At 61.3% G+C, this 22,384-nt stretch carries 16 protein-coding genes and 1 pseudogene; 8 read left to right on the forward strand and 9 right to left on the reverse strand.

The window, feature by feature from the left end:
- Window positions 1–83: 83 nt before the first annotated feature.
- Window positions 84–950 (reverse strand): small-conductance mechanosensitive channel MscS, encoded by an 867-nt coding sequence (mscS, locus tag SERRSCBI_RS19680; RefSeq protein ID WP_015378992.1) that lies wholly within the window; start codon window positions 948–950, stop codon window positions 84–86.
- A gap of 204 nt (window positions 951–1,154) precedes the next feature.
- Here mscS and SERRSCBI_RS19685 point away from each other — a divergent pair, with 204 nt between their 5' ends.
- Window positions 1,155–1,823, forward strand: a complete 669-nt coding sequence (locus SERRSCBI_RS19685; RefSeq protein ID WP_042785333.1) for a DUF1345 domain-containing protein — start codon at window positions 1,155–1,157, stop codon at window positions 1,821–1,823.
- Between the two features lie 56 nt (window positions 1,824–1,879).
- Here the strand turns inward: SERRSCBI_RS19685 and fbaA are convergent, their stop codons facing one another.
- The 4 genes from fbaA to SERRSCBI_RS19705 form a co-directional block, all read right to left on the reverse strand.
- The gene (fbaA, locus tag SERRSCBI_RS19690; protein ID WP_025304179.1) at window positions 1,880–2,959 is read right to left on the reverse strand and encodes a class II fructose-bisphosphate aldolase; all 1,080 of its coding nucleotides are present in this window, start codon (window positions 2,957–2,959) and stop codon (window positions 1,880–1,882) included.
- A gap of 116 nt (window positions 2,960–3,075) precedes the next feature.
- Window positions 3,076–4,239: a phosphoglycerate kinase gene (gene pgk / locus SERRSCBI_RS19695; RefSeq protein ID WP_025160206.1), complete on the reverse strand. Its 1,164-nt coding sequence runs from the start codon at window positions 4,237–4,239 to the stop codon at window positions 3,076–3,078.
- A gap of 70 nt (window positions 4,240–4,309) precedes the next feature.
- Window positions 4,310–5,326, reverse strand: a complete 1,017-nt coding sequence (epd, locus tag SERRSCBI_RS19700) for an erythrose-4-phosphate dehydrogenase (RefSeq protein WP_004931582.1) — start codon at window positions 5,324–5,326, stop codon at window positions 4,310–4,312.
- Window positions 5,327–5,638: 312 nt separating this feature from the next.
- Window positions 5,639–6,598: a LysR substrate-binding domain-containing protein gene (locus tag SERRSCBI_RS19705; RefSeq protein ID WP_162493839.1), complete on the reverse strand. Its 960-nt coding sequence runs from the start codon at window positions 6,596–6,598 to the stop codon at window positions 5,639–5,641.
- A gap of 82 nt (window positions 6,599–6,680) precedes the next feature.
- Between SERRSCBI_RS19705 and SERRSCBI_RS19710 the strand changes: the two genes are divergently transcribed.
- From SERRSCBI_RS19710 to SERRSCBI_RS19730, 5 genes are all read left to right on the forward strand, one after another.
- Window positions 6,681–7,766: a tartrate dehydrogenase gene (locus tag SERRSCBI_RS19710; protein WP_042785335.1), complete on the forward strand. Its 1,086-nt coding sequence runs from the start codon at window positions 6,681–6,683 to the stop codon at window positions 7,764–7,766.
- 364 nt (window positions 7,767–8,130) lie between these two features.
- On the forward strand, window positions 8,131–9,741 hold the full coding sequence (locus SERRSCBI_RS19715) for a BCCT family transporter (RefSeq protein WP_042785336.1): 1,611 nt from the start codon (window positions 8,131–8,133) through the stop codon (window positions 9,739–9,741).
- Between the two features lie 26 nt (window positions 9,742–9,767).
- Entirely contained in the window at window positions 9,768–10,892 is a 1,125-nt protein-coding gene (locus SERRSCBI_RS19720; protein WP_042785337.1) for an aromatic ring-hydroxylating dioxygenase subunit alpha, read from the forward strand.
- Between the two features lie 46 nt (window positions 10,893–10,938).
- Window positions 10,939–12,387: an NAD-dependent succinate-semialdehyde dehydrogenase gene (locus tag SERRSCBI_RS19725; RefSeq protein ID WP_042785338.1), complete on the forward strand. Its 1,449-nt coding sequence runs from the start codon at window positions 10,939–10,941 to the stop codon at window positions 12,385–12,387.
- Between the two features lie 41 nt (window positions 12,388–12,428).
- Window positions 12,429–13,394, forward strand: coding sequence for a PDR/VanB family oxidoreductase (locus SERRSCBI_RS19730; RefSeq protein ID WP_042785339.1), 966 nt, complete (start codon window positions 12,429–12,431; stop codon window positions 13,392–13,394).
- A gap of 30 nt (window positions 13,395–13,424) precedes the next feature.
- Here the strand turns inward: SERRSCBI_RS19730 and SERRSCBI_RS19735 are convergent, their stop codons facing one another.
- The 3 genes from SERRSCBI_RS19735 to SERRSCBI_RS19745 form a co-directional block, all read right to left on the reverse strand.
- A complete protein-coding gene (locus SERRSCBI_RS19735) occupies window positions 13,425–14,495 on the reverse strand; it encodes an ABC transporter ATP-binding protein (RefSeq protein WP_042785340.1) in 1,071 nt (356 codons plus the stop codon).
- Complete coding sequence (locus SERRSCBI_RS19740) at window positions 14,488–16,257, reverse strand: iron ABC transporter permease (protein ID WP_033644727.1); 1,770 nt, start codon at window positions 16,255–16,257, stop codon at window positions 14,488–14,490. The genes SERRSCBI_RS19735 and SERRSCBI_RS19740 overlap by 8 nt, the downstream gene beginning before the upstream one ends.
- Before the next feature lie 78 nt (window positions 16,258–16,335).
- Window positions 16,336–17,421, reverse strand: a complete 1,086-nt coding sequence (locus SERRSCBI_RS19745) for an ABC transporter substrate-binding protein (protein WP_369795939.1) — start codon at window positions 17,419–17,421, stop codon at window positions 16,336–16,338.
- Between the two features lie 622 nt (window positions 17,422–18,043).
- Between SERRSCBI_RS19745 and brnQ the strand changes: the two are divergent.
- Window positions 18,044–19,320: pseudogene (gene brnQ / locus SERRSCBI_RS19750) on the forward strand (branched-chain amino acid transport system II carrier protein).
- A 69-nt stretch (window positions 19,321–19,389) separates the two neighbouring features.
- On the opposite strand, the gene tkt reads toward brnQ, so the two are convergent.
- The gene (tkt, locus tag SERRSCBI_RS19755) at window positions 19,390–21,384 is read right to left on the reverse strand and encodes a transketolase (RefSeq protein ID WP_042785165.1); all 1,995 of its coding nucleotides are present in this window, start codon (window positions 21,382–21,384) and stop codon (window positions 19,390–19,392) included.
- Between the two features lie 238 nt (window positions 21,385–21,622).
- On the opposite strand from tkt, the gene SERRSCBI_RS19760 reads away from it, so the two are divergent.
- Window positions 21,623–22,375, forward strand: coding sequence for a M48 family metallopeptidase (locus SERRSCBI_RS19760; RefSeq protein WP_004937650.1), 753 nt, complete (start codon window positions 21,623–21,625; stop codon window positions 22,373–22,375).
- The last annotated feature ends 9 nt before the right edge of the window (window positions 22,376–22,384 follow it).

Consider the following 22,384-nt stretch of genomic DNA (forward strand, 5'->3'; position numbering starts at 1 on the left):
GATACAGCGGAGACAGATTGAATGGCTGCCTGGCTAATACGGGGAAAATGGCAATAAAAAAGGGGGCAAGGCCCCCTTCTCTGTTATTCCGCCTTGGCGGAAGCGTCTTCGGTACGATACAGGTGCACATCCATCTGCGGGAACGGAATGCCGATGTTGTGGGCATCCAGCGCGCGCTTGAAGTTTTCCATCAGATCGAAGTACACGTTCCAGTATTCCGCATTGGTGGTCCAGGAACGGGTCACGAAGTTCAGCGAGGACGGCGCCATCTCGTTCAGACGCACGGTCACGCCTTTGGCGTGCATGATGCGTTTGTCGGCGGCGATCACGTCGCCCAGCACCTTCTTCACCACGTCGATATCGGCGTTGTAGGCCACGCCCACCACGATATCCACGCGGCGGTTCGGTTCGCGGGAGTAGTTGATGATGTTGCCGGCGATGATTTTACCGTTCGGCACCACGATGGTTTTGTTGTCGGCGGTGCGCAGGGTGGTGGAGAAAATCTGCACCTGATCGACGGTACCGGCCACGCCGCCCAGATCGACATATTCACCCACGCGCAGCGGACGGAAGATCACCAGCAGCACGCCGGCGGCGAAGTTGGACAGCGAGCCTTGCAGCGCCAGGCCGACGGCCAAACCGGCGGCACCCAGCACCGCGATCACCGAGGTTGTCTGCACGCCGACGCGCCCCAGCACGGCGATGAAGGTGAACGCCAGCACGCCGTAACGCACGATCGCCGACAGGAAGTCGGCCACCGTGGCGTCGATGCCGCGCAGCTTCATCACGCGGTTCAGCGCATTGCCGACCACGCGGGCCACGATCGAACCGATGATCAGGATAACGATGGCGGCGACGATATTCACCGCGTACTGGATCAACAGATCCTGATTCTTCACCAACCAGTCGCCGGCACCGTTGATGCCGTCTACTACATTCAAATCTTTCATTCGTGTCGTCCTAACTCAGTCCCTAACGGGAGAAACTCGCAAAAATACACTGGCCTCGGCGGCCAGTAGGAAACCACGCCTAAGGGTAACCAACATTAAAGGCTCATGCCAACCATCAGCATTAAAAATAGCCGAAACTGCCCGCCGCTTCTTCTATGCTGAGAACAGCGCGTTGGCCATTTCACGACAAGGGATCCGTTCTTCATGCACATTCGCTCTTCGCTCAAACACTATTGGCAAGTGCGGCCCAGGCTGCTGTTTTCCGTCGGCGCCGGGCTGCTGTGCTTTCTGCTGCTGCCCGCCCAGCTCTCGCTGCTGCAACGCTTGATGATCGGCTGGAATACGCTGGCCTGGCTCTACCTGCTGTTTCTCTGGCGGCTGATGCTGGTCAGCACGCCGCAGCACATTCGCCAAATCGCCCGGCGGCAGGACGAAAGCGCCAGCATGGTGCTGGCGTTAGTCAGCCTCGGCTGCCTGGTCAGCTTACTGGCGATCCTGTTTGAATTGAGCAGCGCCAAACAGGTGGTCGGCTCTCTGAAAACGCTGCATTTGCTCCTGACCGGCGCCACGCTGGCGGTCTCCTGGCTGCTTCTGCCGACCGCCTTCACCATGCACTATGCTCATCAATTTTATCGCCAGGGCGCACAGCAGGATCCTTTGCCGCTGCTGTTCCCCGGCAATCTCGCCGATCCCACCTATCTGGATTTCGCCTACTTCTCCTTCACCATCGCGGTCGCGTCGCAAACCGCCGATGTGGCGGTCGGCGCCGCGGAGGTACGTAAAATCGCGCTCGTGCAGTCGGTTATTTCGTTCGTGTTCAACATGCTGATCCTGGGCCTGTCGATCAACGTCGGCGCCGGCCTGCTGGGCTGAAAACGAAAAAGGCTCCCCGCAGGGAGCCTTGTACATCATGCAACAGGTGCCGAAGATTACAGAACGTCTACCGCGTTCAGATCTTTGAAGGCCTGCTCCAGACGCGTCACCATGCTGGTCTGCGCTGCGCGCAGCCATACGCGTGGATCGTAGTATTTCTTGTTAGGCTGATCGGCGCCTTTCGGGTTGCCCAACTGGCCCTGCAGGTAAGCTTCGTTAGCTTTGTAGTACTGCAGGATGCCGTCCCAGGTCGCCCATTGGGTGTCGGTGTCGATGTTCATCTTGATCACGCCGTAACCCACAGACTCTTTGATCTCTGCGTCGGTAGAACCGGAACCGCCGTGGAACACGAAGTTCAGGCTGTTGTGCGGCAGGTTGAATTTCTTGGACACGTAATCCTGAGAATCGCGCAGGATGGTTGGAGTCAGCTTAACGTTACCCGGCTTGTACACGCCGTGCACGTTACCGAACGATGCAGCGATGGTGAAGCGCGGGCTGATAGCGTTCAGTTTTTCGTACGCGTAAGCCACGTCTTCCGGCTGGGTGTACAGAGCGGAAGCGTCCATATGGCTGTTGTCCACGCCATCTTCTTCACCGCCGGTGCAGCCCAGTTCGATTTCCAGCGTCATGCCGATTTTGGCCATGCGCTTCAGGTAGGCGCTGCAGATCTCGATGTTTTCTTCCAGAGACTCTTCAGACAGATCGATCATGTGGGAAGAGAACAGCGGTTTGCCGGTAGCGGCGAAGTGTTTCTCGCCGGCGTCCAGCAGGCCGTCCAGCCATGGCAGCAGTTTCTTCGCGCAGTGGTCGGTGTGCAGGATCACCGGCACGCCGTAGTGTTCAGCCATCTGGTGAACGTGGTGTGCGCCGGAGATAGCGCCCAGAATCGCTGCGCCCTGCGGCACATCGGTCTTCACGCCTTTGCCGGCGATGAATGCGGCGCCGCCGTTGGAGAACTGAACGATGACCGGCGCGCGCACTTTAGCCGCGGCTTCCAGCACTGCGTTGATGGAGTCGGTACCCACGCAGTTTACCGCTGGCAGCGCAAAGTTGTTCTCTTTAGCAACTGCGAAGACTTTCTGAACGTCATCACCCGTGATGACACCCGGTTTTACGAAATCAAAAATTTTAGACATGTTACTTTGTCCTGTTTCGTCGGCCGTAGATGGATGTAAATCGATGTTTTCACGCCGCGCAGCATTTGCCGCGCGGTATAAAACAAACGGGCGGCTTTCGCCTCCCGTTGTCTGAATTACTGCTTAGCGCGCTCTTCCAGCATCACGACTGCAGGCAGCGGTTTCCCTTCAACGAATTCCAGGAATGCGCCACCGCCGGTGGAGATGTAGGAGATTTTGTCAGCGATACCGAACAGATCGATGGCTGCCAGAGTGTCGCCGCCGCCAGCGATAGAGAAAGCGTCGCTATCGGCGATCGCGCGGGCGACAATTTCGGTGCCCTTACGGAAGTTAGGGAACTCGAATACGCCAACCGGGCCATTCCACAGAATGGTTTTGGCGTTCTTCAGGATAACGGCCAGACGCTCGGCAGAGACGTCGCCCATATCCAGAATTTGCTCGTTGTCCTGGATCTCGTTGGCCTGCTTCACGGTCGCGGTCGCGGTCTCAGAGAACTCGGTCGCCACGCGCACGTCGGTCGGCACCGGAATGTCACAGGTTTCCAGCAGTTTCTGCGCGTTCGGGATCAGATCCGGTTCGTACAGGGACTGGCCCACGTTGTTGCCCTGCGCCGCCACGAAGGTGTTGGCAATGCCGCCGCCGACGATCAGCTGATCGGCGATTTTGGACAGGGAATCCAGCACGGTCAGTTTGGTGGAGACTTTAGAACCGCCCACGATGGCGACCATCGGACGGGCCGGGTTGCCCAGGGCTTTGCCCAGCGCTTCCAGCTCGGCGGACAGCAGCGGGCCGGCACAGGCGACAGGCGCGAACTTGCCCACGCCGTGGGTGGAAGCCTGCGCGCGGTGCGCGGTGCCGAACGCGTCCATCACGTACACGTCGCACAGCGCCGCGTATTTCTTGGACAGGGTTTCGTCGTCTTTCTTCTCGCCCTTGTTGAAACGGACGTTTTCCAGCACCACCAGTTCACCTTCGGCGACGTCGACGCCATCCAGATAATCCTTCGCCAGACGCACTGGGGATTTCAGGTGATCTTTCAGGTAGTTGACCACAGGCAGCAGGGAGAATTCTTCGTTGTACTCGCCTTCGGTAGGACGACCCAGGTGGGAGGTTACCATCACGCGGGCGCCTTGCTTCAGCGCAGCTTCGATAGTCGGCAGGGAAGCGCGGATACGCGCGTCGGAAGTCACTTTACCGTCTTTTACCGGCACGTTCAGATCGGAGCGGATCAGTACGCGTTTACCCGCCAGATCCAGATCGGTCATCTTAATTACAGACATGGTGAACCCTCTTTATTGAATCTCTATAAAATTGCCTGAGCAGCGCGCCAATCACGCCGGCGCCGCCGTACTAGAAACCGCTGGCGGCCATTGCCCGTGTTGTATCCAACATCCGATTGGCAAAGCCCCATTCATTGTCGCACCAGACCAAGGTCTTTATCAGGTGCTGCCCGCTGACCCGGGTCTGCGTACCGTCGACGATAGCGCTGTGCGGGTCATGGTTAAAATCGATCGAGACCAATGGTAATTCCGTGTAGTCAACTATACCACGAAATGATTCCCGTGCGGCCTTTTGCAACAGCTGGTTGACCTCCGCCACCTTCACCGCGGCGCTCACGCTGACGCTAAGATCGATAGCCGTCACGTTGATGGTCGGCACGCGCACCGAGATAGCCTCGAAGCGATCGCAAAACTGCGGGAAGATGCGGGTGATGCCCGCGGCCAGTTTGGTATCGACCGGAATGATCGACTGGCTCGCCGCGCGGGTGCGCCGCAAATCCGCGTGATACGCGTCGATCACCGGCTGATCGTTCATCGCCGAGTGAATGGTGGTCACGGTGCCGGACTCGATGCTGTAGGCGTCGTCCAGCAGTTTGATCACCGGAATAATGCAGTTGGTGGTGCACGAGGCGTTGGACACGATGCGATGTTCCGCCAGCAGCGTCTGATGGTTGACGCCGAACACGATGGTGGCGTCCAGATCGTTGCCGCCCGGATGGGCGAACAGCACTTTCTTCGCCCCCGCCGCCAGATGGGCCTCGCCATCCGCCCGGCTGCCGTACACGCCGCTGCAGTCCAGCACCACGTCGACGCCCAGTTCGCCCCAGGGCAACTGCTCCACCGCCGGCTGATGCAACAGGCGAATCGCGTCGTCTCCGACGCTCAGCGTGTCGCACTCCTGCCGCACATCCCAGGCGAAGCGGCCATGGCTGGAGTCGTACTTCAGCAGATGGGCCATGCCTTCGGCGTTCGCCAGCTCGTTGATCGCCACCACGGAGATTTCCGCCCGTCGGCCCGATTCGTACAGTGCGCGCAATACGCTGCGGCCGATGCGGCCAAAGCCGTTTATCGCTATGCGGATGGTCATGCTGCTCCTGAAAAAGGGCCGTCCACGCCGGGTTGACTCACCGGCGCCGCCCGGCGCTGACTGGTTGTCTCACTAACCCGCATAGAGTAGTGGATCGTACCGCCCGCTGTGAATCACCGAGTTTGCATTATTCCCGCGCTTCAGCGGTTTTTCACCGCCGTCACATCGGCATTTCTGTCGAAGAGTGCTTCAACTGAAACGCTTCAGCTGAGCATAAACCAAAGTTTTGGCAAAAGGAACACGTGCGACAGTTCCTCAGGTAACGGACGGGAATTTTACGAGCATAAGATGATCTGGCGCACATTTTTGGCCTTAAGACCGCGATGGATTTTCACTCGCCGGCACCGTTTCGCCGTAGTGCTCACGAAAATAGTCGCGCAGAAATTCGACGGTCACCCGCACTTTCGCCGACGTTGCCAGCCGGGAAACGTACACCGCCCAGATATTGGCCGGCTGATAATACTCCGGCAGGATGTGCACCAGTCGGCCGCTGTCGATGTTCTCTTTCACGTCCCAGGCGGAACGCAGCGCGACGCCCTGCCCGTCCAGGCACCACTGATGCACGATTTCGCCGTGGTTCGACGCCAGCGCGCCCGTCACCTTTACCGTTTCTTCACCGCTCGGCCCCTGCAGCCGCCACAGCCCGAACGGATGATCGCGTTCTTTGATCACCAGGCAGGAACGGCCCGCCAGCTCCGCCGGGTTTTTCGGCGCCCCATGGCGCTGCAGGTACGTCGGCGAAGCGCACAGGATGCGCTGGTTGTCCGCCAGCTTGCGCGCAATAAGATTGGGGGCGATATCGTCGCCGATGCGGATATCCAGATCGAAACCTTCGCTGACCAGATCCACCAGCCGATCGGAAACGTCGAGCCGCAGTTCCAGCTGCGGATACTGCCGCGCCAGCGCCGACAGCGCCGGCGCGACGAAACGCCGGCCAAAGCCGAAGCTGCTGACCACTCGCAGCATGCCCTGCGGCGCCTGGCGCACTTCGGACAGCTCGTCCATCATCTGATCGACATCGTTGAGAATGCGCTGCGCCCATTCGTAGATGCGCTCGCCGTCTTCGGTGATCGCCACCCGCCGCGTGGTGCGGTGCAGCAACGACACGTCCAGCGTCTTCTCCAACAGCGCGATGCGCTTGCTGATAAAGGCCGGCGAAACGCCCAACTCTTCGGCGGCGGCGGCAAACCCGGCGCGGCGCGCCACCAGCACGAACACCCGCAGGTCACTCAGGATCGGCATATTGTTCATGATTCGTGTTTTATGTTTCACCGTTTTCAGGATTGATTAACAGTTAGTCAATTATAGGATAACAGTGTTGTCAATCTCCCCTACCTACAAATGAGACCTCTGTATGAGCAAAACTTACAAGATTGCCGCCATCCCCGGGGATGGGATCGGGCGGGAAGTGTTGCCGGAAGGCATACGAGTATTGCAGGCGGCGGCGGCGCGCTGGGATCTGTCGCTGGAATTCGCCACCTTCGAGTGGGCCAGCTGCGACTACTACCAGCACCACGGCCAGATGATGCCGAACGACTGGTTCGAGCAACTGAAAGGCTTCGACGCCATCTATTTCGGCGCCGTCGGTTGGCCGGACACGGTGCCCGACCATATCTCGCTGTGGGGTTCGCTGCTGAAATTCCGGCGCGACTTCGAACAGTACGTCAACCTGCGTCCGGTGCGGCTGTTTCCCGGCGTGCCCTGCCCGCTGGCGAACAAGCAGCCGGGCGATATCGACTTCTACGTGGTGCGCGAAAATACCGAAGGGGAATACTCCTCGCTCGGCGGACGGATGTTCGAAGGCACCGAACGCGAGATGGTGATCCAGGAATCGGTCTTCACCCGTCAGGGCGTGGACCGCATCCTCAAGTACGCCTTTGAGCTGGCGCAACAGCGCCCGCGCAAACGCCTGACCGCCGCCACCAAGTCCAACGGCATGGCCATCAGCATGCCGTACTGGGATGAGCGCGTGGCGGAGATGGCGCGCCAATACCCTGATATCGCCTGGGACAAACAGCACATCGATATCCTGTGCGCGCGTTTCGTGCTGAACCCCGAACGCTTCGACGTGGTGGTCGCCTCCAACCTGTTCGGCGATATTTTGTCGGATCTCGGCCCGGCCTGCACCGGCACCATCGGCATCGCCCCCTCGGCCAACCTGAACCCGGAGCGCAACTTCCCGTCGCTGTTCGAGCCGGTGCACGGCTCGGCGCCGGACATTTTCGGCAAAAACATCGCCAACCCGATCGCCATGATCTGGAGCGGCGCGATGATGCTGGACTTCCTCGGCGACGGCGATGCCCGCTACCGCCAGGCGCACGACGGCATCCTGCAGGCGATTGAGCGCATTATCGCCGACGGGCCGCGCACGCCGGACATGCGCGGCGACGCCTCCACCCAGCAAGTCGGCCAGGCGATCGCCGCCCTGCTGCAACGCTGAACGCCGCAGATTTTCCCGCGCAGGGCGCCCTTCCGCGCCCTGCTTTGCCACGTCCGTTTTTCCGCTTCGATCGCTGCCGCAAATCCGTTGAAAACCACCGCAGAAGGCACGCCAATACCCCGGTCAAGATCACAACAAATTGTTTACATACTGTGTTTTATCCTTTTACAGATGCCCCAATTGTGGCCCTCCTGTAATTTGTGCACACTCGAAAATGTTAATGAAGAGTGAATATTCCCGGTAGCGACCCACCGGGCGGTTTGCTCCTCGCGGTGTAACAAAACAAATGGTTTAAGCCAATAAGGCCCGGGCGCACCCTACGCTTTGCGCACCGGCCCACCACCGATAACAGGAGTTCACTCCCATGCAGAGCAATCCCAAAAAGGATGTCACGCTCATCGCCATCAGCCTGTGCAGCATTGCGCTGATCGCCCTTTGCCTGATGCTCTTTCCGGCTCAATCCGCGCTTATCGCCAACACCATTTTCAACGGCGTCACCCGGCTGTTCGGTTCAACCATTCAAATCCAGGTGCTGATCGCCCTGCTGGTGGTGCTGTATCTGGCGTTGAGCAAATACGGCAATATCCGCCTCGGCGAAGGCAAACCGCAATACTCCACGCTGGCCTGGCTGTTCATGTTCATCTGCGCCGGCCTGGGCTCGTCCACCCTGTACTGGGGGGTGATGGAATGGGCGTATTACTACCAGACGCCGGGGCTGAACATCGCGCCGCGCACCCCGAAGGCGCTGGAATACAGCATCAGTTACTCCTTCTTCCACTGGGGCCTGAGCGCCTGGGCGACCTACGCCCTCGCCTCGCTGATCATGGCCTATCACTTCCACGTGCGTAAGAACAAAGGGCTCAGCCTGTCGGGGATCATTTCCGCCATCACCGGCGTGCGCGCCAACGGCCCGGTCGGGCGGGCGGTGGATCTGATCTTCCTGGTCGCCACCGTCGGCGCCCTCACCATTTCACTGGTGCTGACCGCCTCCACCTTTACCCGCGGGCTGACGGCGCTGACCGGCATCCCGGACAACTTCGCGGTGCAGGCGACGGTGATCCTGCTGGCGGCGGTGATCTTCTGTCTCAGCTCTTACATCGGCATCGACGGCGGCATGCAGCGCCTGAGTAAAATGGTCGGCTGGGGCGCATTCGCTTTCGCCGGGCTGGTGCTGCTGGTCGGTCCGACCGAATTCACCATCAACAACACCATCAACGCCATCGGCCTGACGGCGCAAAACTTTCTGCAGATGAGCCTGTTCACCGATCCGATGGGCGACGGCAGCTTCAGCCGCAGCTGGACGGTGTTCTACTGGCTGTGGTGGATCTCCTATACCCCGGGCGTGGCGATGTTCGTCACCCGCGTCTCGCGCGGCCGCAAGATTAAAGAAGTGATCTGGGCGTTGCTGCTCGGCAGCACCCTCGGCTGCTGGTTCTTCTTCGGCTCGCTGGAAAGCTACGCCATGCACCAGTTCATCAGCGGGCAGCTCAACGTGCCGGAGATCCTCAGCACCCAGGGCGGCGAAACCGCCGTGCAGATGCTGCTGACGGCGCTGCCGCTCGGCAAGCTGTTCCTCGCCGCCTATCTGTTCATCATGATCATTTTCCTGGCCTCGCACATGGACGCCGTGGCCTACACCATGGCCGCCACCAGCACCCGCAACCTGCAGGAGGGGCAAGATCCCAGCCCGATGCTGCGGCTGTTCTGGTGCGTGGTGATCACCCTGATCCCGCTGTCGATCCTGTTTACCGGCGCCTCGCTGGACACCATGAAAACCACGGTGATCCTGACCGCACTGCCGTTCCTGCTGGTGCTGCTGGTGAAAACCTACGGTTTCGCCCGCTGGCTGAAGCAGGACTACGCGGCCATCCCGGCGCACCTGATCGAAAGCAGCCCGCCAACGCTGCCCGAAGCGCCGCCGGCCGGCGAACTCTCCGCTCCATCGTCGTATCAACCGCGCCCTATGGCGAAATGACAATAAGAAAAGAGGAAGGTTAACTTATGAGCACGCTGATCCCTGAATTTACCTTACCGAAAGATTTCTGCGCCGACGCACGCGAGGCCTACACCATACCGGCCCGGTTCTACACCCACCAGGCGGCGTTCGAGCACGAAAAAGAGCAGGTGTTCGCCACCAGTTGGATCTGCGTGGCGCACCGCAGCGAGCTTGCCCAACCGAACGACTACATCACCCGCGAGATCATCGGTGAAAACATTCTGGTGGTGCGCGGCCGCGATAACGTGCTGCGCGCCTTTTACAACGTCTGCCCGCACCGCGGCCACCAACTGCTGGCGGGCGACGGCCGGGCGAAAAACGTCATCACCTGCCCTTATCACGCCTGGGCGTTCAAGCTGGACGGCGAGCTGGCGCACGCGCGCAACTGTGAAAACGTGCAGAACTTCGATAAAGAAAACTCGCACCTGGTGCCGGTGCGGGTCGAAGAGTACGCCGGGTTTATTTACGTCAATCTGGACTCGCAGGCCGGCACGGTGGAAGACCAACTGCCGGGCCTCGGCGCCAAAGTGCGCGAAGCCTGCCCGCAGGTCGACGATCTCAAGCTGGCGGCGCGTTTCGTCACCCGCACCCCGGCCAACTGGAAGAACATCGTCGACAACTACCTCGAGTGCTACCACTGCGGCCCGGCGCATCCCGGTTTCGCCGACTCGGTGCAGGTCGATCGCTACTGGCACACCCTGCACGGCAACTGGACGCTGCAGTTCGGCTACGCCCGCCCTTCCGAGCAGTCGTTCAAGTTTGAAGAGGGCAAAGAATCCAGCTTCCACGGCATCTGGCTGTGGCCGTGCACCATGTTCAACATGCCGCCGCTGGAAGGCATGATGACGGTGATCTATGAGTTCCCGGTCGATGCGGAAACCACCCTGCAGCACTACGACATCTACTTCACCAATACCGATTTGAGCGACGAGCAGCTCAAACTGATCGACTGGTACCGCGACGTGTTCCGCCCGGAAGATTTGCGGCTGGTGGAAAGCGTGCAAAAAGGCCTGAAGTCGCGCGGCTATCGCGGCCAGGGGCGCATCATGGCCGACGGCGACGGCAGCGGCGTCAGCGAACACGGCATCGCCCACTTCCACAACCTGCTGGCGCAGGTTTATCAACCTTGATGCGACGGGGCCCGCGGGCCCCTTTCCCCTGACTTGTGAGGTTCTTGTGAATATTTCCGATCGGGCGCTATTCCGCCAACAGGCATATATCAACGGCCAATGGCGCGACGCCGACAACCAGGAAACCCTGCCGGTGAGCGATCCCGCCACCGGCCGGCCAATCGGCAGCGTGCCCAACATGGCGACGGCCGAAACCCAACGGGCGATCGACGCCGCCCAGCAGGCGCTGGAAGGCTGGCGCGCGCTGCCGGCGCAACAGCGTGCGCAGCTGCTGCGGCGCTGGTTCGAACTGATGCTGGAACACCAGCAGGATCTGGCCAACCTGATGACGCTGGAGCAAGGCAAACCGCTGGCGGAATCGCTGGGTGAGATCCGCTACGCCGCCTCCTTTATCGAATGGTTCGCCGAACAGGCCAAGCGCGCCAACGGCGACATCATTCCGTCGCCGAGCAGCGATAAACGCCTGATGGTACTGAAACAGGGCATCGGCGTGTGCGCGGCGATCACGCCCTGGAACTTTCCGGCGGCGATGATCACCCGCAAGGCCGCGCCGGCGCTGGCGGCCGGCTGTACGCTGGTGGTCAAACCCGCCAACGAAACCCCTTATTCGGCGCTGGCGATGGCCGAGCTGGCCGAACGCGCCGGCATTCCCGCCGGGGTATTCAATGTGGTGACCGGCAATTCGCAGGCGATCGGCGCCGAGCTGACTCGCCACCCGCAGGTGCGCAAACTCAGCTTTACCGGCTCCACACCGGTGGGCAGGCTGCTGATGCGCCAGAGCGCGGACACCATCAAGAAAGTGGCGCTGGAGCTGGGCGGCAACGCGCCGTTCATCGTGTTTGACGATGCGGACATCGATGCCGCAGTGGAAGGCGCGCTGATCGCCAAATACCGCAACGCCGGGCAGACCTGCGTCTGCGTCAACCGGTTCTACGTGCAGCGCGGCGTTTACCCGCAGTTCGCCGAGAAGTTTGTCGCCCGCGTGGCAGCGCTGCAGGTCGGCAACGGCTTCGAACCCGGCGTACAGATTGGCCCGCTGATCAATCGCAAGGCGCGCGATAAGGTGTTGGAGCTGCTCGATGACGCGCTGAGCAAAGGCGCTCAGGTGCTGACCGGCGCCACGCCGCACGCGCTGGGCGGCAATTTCTTCACCCCGACGGTGCTGGGCGACGTGCAGCCCGGCTCGCTGCTGCTGGAAGAAGAGATCTTCGGCCCGGTCGCGCCGCTGGTGATATTCGATGACGAAGCCGAGGCGATCCGCCAGGCCAACGACACCATTTACGGCTTGGCCGCTTACTTCTACACCCGTGATGCGGCGCGCATCTGGCGCGTTTCGGAACGGCTGGAGTACGGCATGGTCGGCATCAATACCGGGCTTATCTCCAACGAGGTGGCGCCGTTCGGCGGGGTGAAACAGTCGGGGCTGGGGCGTGAAGGCTCCGAATACGGCATCGAAGACTATCTGGAGCTCAAATACCTGTGCCAGGCGGTATAACTTTTTCATGCGCGGGGACGCCCGCGCTTTGGAGCCAATGAATGACCAGCTATCAGATGCTTGATGTCCGCGTCGTCGACATCGAAACCGTCACCGCACGGGTCAAGCGCTTTACCCTGGCGGATCCGCAAGGCCGGCCGCTGCCCGCCTTCAGCGGCGGCAGCCACATCATCGTGCAAATGCAGGACGGCGAGCAGCGCTACAGCAACGCCTATTCGCTGCTCAGCTCACCGTTCGAACTCGAGCATTACCAGATCGCCGTTCGGCGCGAGTCTCCTTCCAAAGGCGGTTCCGACTTCATGCATGACCGGCTGGCGGTCGGCGATACGCTGACCATCAGCACCCCGAATAACCTGTTCGCGCTGGCGCCGGAAGCGCAACATCACGTGCTGATCGCCGGCGGCATCGGCATCACGCCGTTTATGGCCCATCTGCATGAGCTGCAACGCAGCGGCCAACGCTACCATCTGCACTACTGCTTCCACAGTGAAGAGCACAACGCCTTCCAGCAGCAGCTGATGCAAGCGCCGTTCGCAGACAACGTCAGTTGCCATGTCTCCAGCCTTGGCGGCCGGTTGGATCTGGCGCGCACGCTGGCCGATGTGGAACCCGGCGCCCATATCTACGTCTGCGGCCCGGCGGCGCTGAACGAAGCGGTCTACCGGATCGCCGCCGAACGGGGTATCGATGCCGGTCGCTTGCACAGCGAAGCCTTTGCCGCCGAAGACACGGCGGGCGGCGCCTTTACGCTGGTGCTGGCTCGATCGGGTATTGAGCTTGAAGTGGCGCAAGACATGACCATCCTGCAGGCGCTGGAAAACAGCAAGGCGGCCAGGGTCGAGTGCCTGTGCCGCGAAGGCATTTGCGGCACCTGCGAAACCCGCATCGTCGAAGGGGAAGCCGATCACCGCGATCAGTATCTCAGCGAGGAAGAACGCGCGGCGCAACAGACCCTGTTGATCTGCTGCTCGCGCGCCAAAGGCAGCCGGCTGGTGCTGGATTTGTAAAAGGAGCGCCCGCAACGGCGGGCGTCCTGGTTAAGCTTTCGGGAATATCCACAGATGCTCGGCCGGCAGGGAGAGCCGGCACAGCGCCCGATCGCGCGCCTCGTGGCCATAGGCGCGCACCACGAAATCTTCGGCCACGGTGCGGAACAGGTATTCCCAGCGATCGCCGAGATACATGCTGGTCAGCAACGGCAGCTCAAGCTGATTACCCTGTGGATCTTCACCCAACCGCACGCGCTCCACGCGGATCACCGCCGTGCCCTCCTGCCCGACCTGCACGCCTTCGCCCGCTTTGCCCCACAGCGCCCAATCCTTACCTTCGATGCGCGCCCGGCCATCTTCCAGCGCCATGATCTTGCCCGGCAACCGGTTGTTGCTGCCCATGAATTCGGCGGTGAACAGCGTGGCGGGCGAACCGTACATCTCCTGCGGCGTGCCCTGCTGTTCGATTTTGCCGTTATTGAGCAGCAGGATGCGATCGGAAATGGCCATCGCCTCGTTCTGATCGTGAGTCACCATCAGCGCCGACAGACCGAGCTTGATGATCAGCTCGCGCAGAAATACCCGCGCTTCTTCGCGCAGCTTGGCGTCGAGGTTGGACAGCGGCTCATCCAGCAGGATCACCGGTGGGTTGTAGACCAGCGCACGGCCGATCGCCACCCGCTGCTGCTGGCCGCCGGAGAGCTGGTGCGGATGACGCTTGGCCAAATGCCCCAGCCCGAGCTGATCCAGCACCGCCTGTACCCGTTGGGCGATTTCCGCCGAGGCGGTCTTACGCAGCTTCAGCGGATAAGCGACGTTCTCAAACACCGTTTTGTGCGGCCACAGGGCGTAGGACTGAAACACCAGCCCCAGGTTGCGCTCTTCGGCGGGAATTTCGCTGCGCGCGCTGCCGTTGTAAACCGCGCTGTCGCCGATGACGATCCGCCCCTGGCTCGGCTTCTCCAGCCCGGCCACCGCCCGCAGCAGCGTAGTTTTGCCGCTGCCCGACGGGCCCAGCAGTGAGACCACTTCGCCCCGTTTCAGATCCATCGACACCCCTTTCAGCACCGGGTTGTCGCCATAGGTCAAATGCAGGTTCTCTACCGAAAGTTCAATCATGTAATTTCACTCCAAAGCGCAAGGCGATCCCCAGCCCCAGCACCACCAGCAGGATATTGATGAACGACAGCGCGGCGACGATATCGATGGCGCCCGCGGCCCACAGGGAAACCAGCATCGAGCCGATGGTTTCCGTGCCCGGAGACAGCAGATACACCCCGGTGGAATATTCGCGTTCAAAGATCAGGAACATCAGCAGCCAGGAGCCGATCAGGCCGTAGCGCGACAGCGGAATGGTAACGTGTCGGGTGATCTGGCCGCGGCTGGCGCCGGCGCTGCGCGCGGCTTCCTCCAGTTCCGGCCCCACCTGCAGCAGCGTGGAAGAGATCAGCCGCAGGCCATAGGCCATCCACACCACGGTGTAAGCCAGCCAGACGCTGAATATGGTGCTGCGCAGCGAACGCAGCCAGACGATCACGTTCTCGCGCAGCCATTCGGCCATCGGCAGCACGGACAGCCAGCCTTCCTTGAGCGATTTATCCAGCCACATCGGCAGGAACAGGAACACCCACAGGAACGCCAAACCGGCCAGCAGCCCCGGCACCGCGCGCGGCACCAGCACGCTGTAGTCGAGGAAGCGCGTGGCGCCGTCCGGCTTGCGGTGCATCGCGATGCCGATAAACAGATAGCACGCGACCGCCAGCGCCCCGCCGATCACCCCGATCGCCATCGAGTTGACGATGGCGCGCAGCAGGTTGGGCTGCGCCCAGATGGTGCGGAAGGTGTTGATCGACAGTTCGTCCCAGACAGACACGCCCACGCCCCAGTTGGAGATAAAGGCGCGCAGCACCACGCCGATCAGCGGCACGCCGATGGTCACGGTCAGCCAGAACATCACCACCGCGCCGGCCACCCAGCGCCATTTGCCCAGCGGCAACGCGCGCGCCTGCGAGGCTTTGCCCTTGACGGTGACGAAACGGTTGGCGGTACGCATTAGCCTGCGCTGCAGCATCACCAACGGAATGGTGATGCAGATCAGCACCACCGCTACCGCCGCCATCAGGTGGTAAGACGGCGTGCCCAGCTTGTTGGTCAACTGATACAGGTAGGTCGCCAGCACCAGGTTGCCTTCCGGATCGCCCAACACCAGCATCAGGCCGAACACCTCCAGCCCGAGGAAGAACAGCAGCACCCCGGCGTACAAGATAGACGGCCGCACCATCGGCAGGCTGACGGCGGTCATCACCTGCAGCGGCGTAGCGCCGGCGGTGCGCGCCGCTTCTTCAACGTCGGAGCCCACGCTGCGCAGCGCCGAGGAGATGTACAGGTAGGCATGGGGCACGTGCGTCAACCCGGCGATAACCACGATGCTGGCCATCGAATAGATGTTCCACGGCACGAAGCCCAGCAGCGCCTCCGCCCACAGCGAGAAGAAGCCCACCGGCCCCGCCGCCACCACGTAACCGAAGCCCAGCACCATCGGCGACACGAAGATCGGCACCAAAATCAGCGGTTCGATGATCCGCCGCCCCGGTAGATCGGTGCGCACCATCAGGAAGGCCAAAATACCGCCGAGCGGGATAGCGATGATCACCAGGCCGAATGCCAGGATAAAGCCGCTTCTCAGCGCCTTGTAGAAATCCGGATCGGTAAAGATGAACTCGAAGGCCTCCAGGCTGAAGACCTTGGAGGGAGAGAAAAACGGAGCCGAGAGGAAGCTTTGAATGATGATAAACGACAGGGGGACATAGATAACCAGCGCGGTTATCAACACCACCAGGCCGCGCGGCAGGCTCTGCCACTTTCTGCGCCATGCTTGCATAAATGCTCCCTATGGTTGTAAACGACGACCAAAGGGCGCGCGCCTGTACGTCAGGCGCGCGTCCGAATGCAGTCCCTGTTATTTCGCCGCGGCGGCGCGCCATTGTTTGATGTAGTCGAGACGCTTGGCCGGCTGCAGATACTCCAGCAGGCTGTCGTCGACCGGGATCGGCTTGAGCGCGTTGCCCAGCAGCTTGGTCATGCCGTCGATGTCGTTCTTGCCTTCGACATCGTTGCGGATCGAAGGGATATCAGCCTGATTGGCGAGAATATTTTGCCCTTTCTCCGACAGCACGTAGTCGAACCACAGCTTGGCGGCGTTAGGGTGACCGGCTTCTTTGCTGATGAAGCTCACGCGCGACAGCACCAGGGTATAGTCTTTCGGATAGACGATGCCGAGCGACGGATCGCTCTTGGCGCGGGCCTCGGCGTACGAACCGAGGATGTTGAAGCCGATCAGGTTTTCACCGGAGGAAACGCGTTCCATCATGGTGCCGGTTGAGGATTGCACCGCCAGCCCGCCCTTGGCCACGTCGGCCAGCGTTTTGAAGTAGTTAGGATCGGCCTTGAAGTCCTGCACCGACAGCATGAAGCCGACGCCGGATTTTTCGATGTCGTAGGTGGTGACTTTCTTCTTGAATTTGTCCGTCTGGCCGGCGATCAGCTTGGCCAGCGCCGCATGCGAATCCGGCACATCGCCTTGCGGGATCAGGCGTTTGTTATAGATAAACACCACCGGCTCATAGGTGGTGCCATACACCTTATCTTGCCATACCGCCCATTTCGGCAGTTGAGCCTGCTCGGGAGAGGCGTATTCCTGCGCGTAATCGCCCGCCAGTTTCAAAATGGTGTCCATCGACGAACTCCACACCACGTCGCCGCTGGTGCCGCCGGCCGCCTGCTCGCTGATAAAGCGGTTATACAGTTCGGTGCTGTTCATGTCGTTGTATTCGACCTTGATGCCCGGATACAACGCCTCAAACCCCTGGATCAGCGGCGCCGCCGCCTTGGTGTCGGTGGTCGAGTAAATCACCACCTTGCCTTCTTTCTTCGCGCCGTCGACCAGTTTCTGGTAGTCGGCGGGGTAGCCCGCCGGGAAGGCCGCATAGGCGGAAACGGAGCCCAGCAAAGTGATTGCCGCTACGGTCGCGTTGATTTTTTTCATCATCATCATCCATCCCCTGATCACATTTAATAAACTAAAAATTAACATATAGTTAATAACTGTGACGAGGCAACGGCGTTGCTTTGTTATCTTTCGGTTTTGTGAGGTTGGACGTTTTTCAGCCAATAAAAAAGCCCGGCAGCGCGGGCTTTACGGCGCTTCCTGTCGCAAACTATTCGGCCAGGCGAGAACGCCGCAGCAGGCGAATTCGCTGTACGATGGCGCCCCTGCAACGTCAGAACAAAGCCGGCATTCGACCCGCGATATGCCGATCTTTTTCCCCCGTAAACCGGTCGAAGACGGCCACGTCTCTTTCAAGCCGCACATCGAAATTCCGCTGTCGATAGACAGGGTGGCGCGCTAGCGCGCTGCCGGGCCGGCCGCCATGATCCCTCTGTGCAGCCGGTTCACGCCAGGATAAACAGCGCTGTATTAATCAGGTTTTTGTCGCCGAATTATTATATCCTGCCGGACGAAAATTTTTGCGGGCGTACGCAGCCCCACGCGCCTCCTTCTGCAGCGCTTCATTTCGCAGCCAGGCCGTTTATTTCATGAATACAGGCAGTGCCATACCGTTATGACCAAGAGTTTATCCCCGAAAGACATTATCGCCCTGGGCTTTATGACCTTCGCCCTGTTTGTCGGCGCCGGCAACATCATTTTCCCCCGCTGGTGGGGCTGCAGTCCGGTGAACATCTGTGGCCGGCCGCCCTCGGGTTTATGGTGACCGCCGTCGCTCTGCCGGTGATCGCCGTGATCGCGCTGGCGCGCGTCGGCGGCAGCATCAGCCTGCTGACCGGCCCCATCGGCCGCACCGCCGGCCTGCTGTTGGCGACCGTCTGCTATCTGGCGCTCGGCCCGCTGTTCGCCACCCCGCGAACCGCCAATGTTTCTTTCGCCCTCGGCATCGCGCCCTTCACCGGTGACGGCGACCTGCCGCAGTTCATCTACAGCCTGCTGTTCTTTACCCTGGCGATGGTTGTGTCGCTGTATCCCGGCCGCTTGCTCGATAACGTCGGCCATATTCTGGCGCCGCTGAAAATTCTGGCGCTGGCCGCGCTCGGCATCGCCGCCCTGGTGTGGCCCGCCGGTGCGCCGGTCTCCGCCGTCGGCAGCTATCAGGCCGCGGCGTTTTCCACCGGCTTCGTGCAGGGTTATCAAACCATGGACACGCTGTCGGCGCTGATGTTCGGCTCGATTATCGTCACCGCCGCCCGCTCGCGCGGCGTCAGCGACAGCGGCCTGCTGCTGCGCTACACCCTGTGGGCCAGCCTGATCGCCGGCGTCGGCCTGACGCTGGTCTATATCTGCATGTTCAAGCTCGGCGCCGGCAGCGGCAGCCTGATCGGCAGCGGTGCTCAGGATGGCGCAGCGATCCTCCACGCCTATGTGCAGCACACCTTCGGCGATCTGGGCAGCGTCTTTATGGCGGTGCTGATGTTCATCGCTTGCCTGGTGACGGCGGTCGGCATGACCTGCGCCTGCGCGGACTTCTTCTCCCGCTATCTGCCGCTCTCTTATCGCGCGCTGGTGGTCATCCTCGCCCTCTTCGCCATGCTGGTTTCCAACATGGGGCTGGCCAATCTGATCCGCGTCTCACTGCCTGTACTGACGGCGATCTACCCGCCTTGCATCGCGCTGGTGTTGCTCAGCTTCAGCCAGAACCGCTGGCGCAGCGCCAGACGCGTCTTCGCGCCGGTGATCGCTACCAGCCTGGTGTTCGGCCTGGCCGATGGCCTGAAGGCTTCAAGCTTCAGCGGCCTGCTGCCCGCCTGGTTCGATAAGCTGCCGCTGGCCGAGCAGGGTCTGGTCTGGCTGCAGCCTACGCTGTTGGTGCTGTTGCTGGCGGCGGCTTACGACCGGTTGCGCAGCGCCGAAAGCGTCAAGGCCGCGTCGTAATCGCGATTTCCGCCCATAAAAAAAGCCGGTCATGATGACCGGCTTTTTTATCGGCTTGCGCCCGGCGGCTTACTTCAGCAGCGCCTGCGCCTTGGCCACCACGTTGTCCACGGTGAAGCCGAACTCGGCGAACAGCTGCTCCGCCGGCGCCGACTCACCGAAGGTGGTCATGCCCACGATAGCGCCGTTCAGGCCCACGTACTTGTACCAGTAATCCGCGATACCCGCTTCCACCGCCACGCGCGCCGTTACCGCCGCCGGCAGCACCGACTCGCGGTACGCCGCATCCTGCTTGTCGAACGCGTCGGTCGACGGCATCGACACCACGCGCACCTTGCGGCCCGCCGCGGTCAGTTTGTCCGCCGCCTCCACCGTGATGCCCACTTCGGAGCCGGTGGCAATCAGGATAACGTCCGGCGTGCCCGCACAGTCTTTCAGCACGTAGCCGCCGCGGTACACGTTCGCCAGCTGCTCTGCGGTGCGCGGCTGCTGGGTCAGGTTCTGGCGCGAGAACACCAGCGTGGTCGGGCCGTCGTTGCGCTCGATGCCGTACTGCCACGCCACCGCCGATTCCACCTGGTCACACGGGCGCCAGGTGCTCATGTTCGGGGTCACGCGCAGGCTCGCCAGCTGCTCCACCGGCTGGTGGGTCGGGCCGTCTTCGCCCAGACCGATGGAGTCGTGGGTGTAGACGAACACGTTGCGCAGCTTCATCAGCGCCGCCATGCGCACCGCGTTGCGGGCGTATTCCACGAACATCAGGAAGGTCGCCGAGTACGGCAGGAAGCCGCCGTGCAGCGCGATGCCGTTGGTGATGGCGGTCATGCCGAACTCGCGCACGCCGTAATGAATGTAGTTGCCCGCCGGGTCAACGTTCAGCGCTTTCGAACCGGACCACATGGTCAGGTTACTCGGCGCCAGGTCGGCGGAGCCGCCCAGGAACTCCGGCAGCACCTTGCCGAACGCTTCCAGCGCGTTCTGCGACGCCTTGCGGCTGGCGATGTTGGCCGGGTTGGCCTGCAGTTTTTCCACGAACGCCTTGGCGTCCGCTTTCCAGTCCGCCGGCAGCTCGCCGTTCATGCGGCGCTTGAACTCGGCGGCCAGTTCCGGGAAGGCCCTGGCGTAGGCGGCGAACTTGTCGTTCCAGGCCGCTTCTTTGGCCTGACCGGCTTCCTTGGCGTCCCACTGGGCGTAGATGTCCTGCGGGATTTCAAAGGCGGCGTATTTCCAGCCAAGCCGCTCGCGGGTGGCGGCCACTTCGGCGGCGCCCAGCGCGGCGCCGTGCACGTCATGGGTGCCGGCCTTGTTCGGCGAACCGAAGCCGATAACGGTCTTGCACATCAGCAGCGACGGCTTGTCGGTCACCTTGCGGGCTTCTTCAATCGCGGCCTTGATGGCGTCCGGGTTGTGGCCGTCGACGTTGCGCACCACGTGCCAGCCGTAGGCTTCGAAACGCAGGGCGGTGTCGTCGGTGAACCAGCCGTCGACGTGGCCGTCGATGGAGATGCCGTTGTCATCGTAGAAGGCGGTCAGCTTGCCGAGCTTGAGGGTGCCGGCCAGGGAGCAGACTTCGTGCGAAATGCCTTCCATCATGCAGCCGTCGCCCATGAAGGCGTAGGTGTGGTGGTCGACGATGTCGTGACCAGGGCGGTTGAACTGCGCCGCCAAGGTGCGTTCGGCGATGGCGAAGCCGACGGCGTTGGCGATACCCTGGCCCAGCGGGCCGGTGGTGGTCTCAACGCCCGGGGTGTAACCGTACTCCGGGTGGCCCGGTGTTTTGGAATGGAGCTGACGGAAGTTTTCCAGCTCGCGCATCGGCAGGTCGTAGCCGGTGAGGTGCAGGAGGCTGTAAATCAACATGGAGCCGTGGCCGTTGGAGAGCACGAAACGGTCGCGGTCAGCCCAGTGCGGGTTAGTCGGGTTGTGGTTGAGGTAGTCACGCCACAGGACTTCGGCGATGTCCGCCATGCCCATAGGGGCCCCCGGGTGGCCGGAATTTGCTTTTTGTACGGCGTCCATGCTGAGTGCGCGGATGGCGTTGGCAAGCTCTTTACGAGAGGACATGTTTTACTCCAGGTCGGATAAAAAAAGCAGTCAAGTTCCCTATTTTCTCAGACTCCACATCACAACGGCAATCCCTAATGCCAAATGAGAGCGAGTTCACCACTTATTAGCACGATTGGACGCTTTTTCGGAATAACACTATTCTCGCCCCGTCTGGCGTACACTAGGCTCTTGCGGCAAGATAGCCTCAAAGCAAAATGACTCTTTTACCTTGTTACCTTCACAGGAAGATGGCGTTATGAAGATCCGTACCTCTTTGATTGCGTTGGGCATTGCCACCTTGGCAACCGGCTGTCAAAACCTGAATACCGAAACCCTGATGCAGTCCGGCGCGCAGGCGTTCCAGGCGGCGACCCTGAGCAACAACGACGTTAAGGCCCTGAGTGATAAATCCTGCGCCGAGATGGACAGCAAGGCACAAATCGCGCCGGCCGACAGCACCTATGCCAAGCGTCTCAACAAAATCGCTGCGGCGCTGGGCGACAACATCAACGGCACCCCGGCCAACTACAAGGTCTACGTGACCAAAGACGTCAACGCCTGGGCGATGGCCAACGGCTGTATCCGCGTTTACAGCGGCCTGATGGACATCATGAACGACAACGAAGTGGAAGGCGTGCTGGGCCACGAAATGGGCCACGTGGCGCTGGGCCACACCCGTAAAGCGATGCAGGTGGCTTACGGCACCGTGGCGCTGCGCACCGCGGCGTCCTCCGCCGGCGGCGTTATCGGCTCGCTGTCGCAGTCGCAGCTGGCGGACATCGGCGAGAAGCTGGTCAGCGCCCAGTTCTCGCAGAAGCAGGAAAGCGAAGCGGATGATTACTCGTTCGATCTGCTGAAAAAGCGCGGCATCGATCCGAACGGCCTGGCCACCAGCTTCGAAAAACTGGCCCAAATGGAAGCCGGCCGTCAGAGCAGCATGTTCGACGATCACCCGTCTTCCCAAGCGCGCGCGCAGCACATTCGCGATCGCATCGCGGCAGAGAAGTAACAACGAGAA

It is taken from the genome of Serratia sp. SCBI (genome assembly GCF_000747565.1).
Classification (GTDB): Bacteria; Pseudomonadota; Gammaproteobacteria; order Enterobacterales; family Enterobacteriaceae; genus Serratia; species Serratia ureilytica.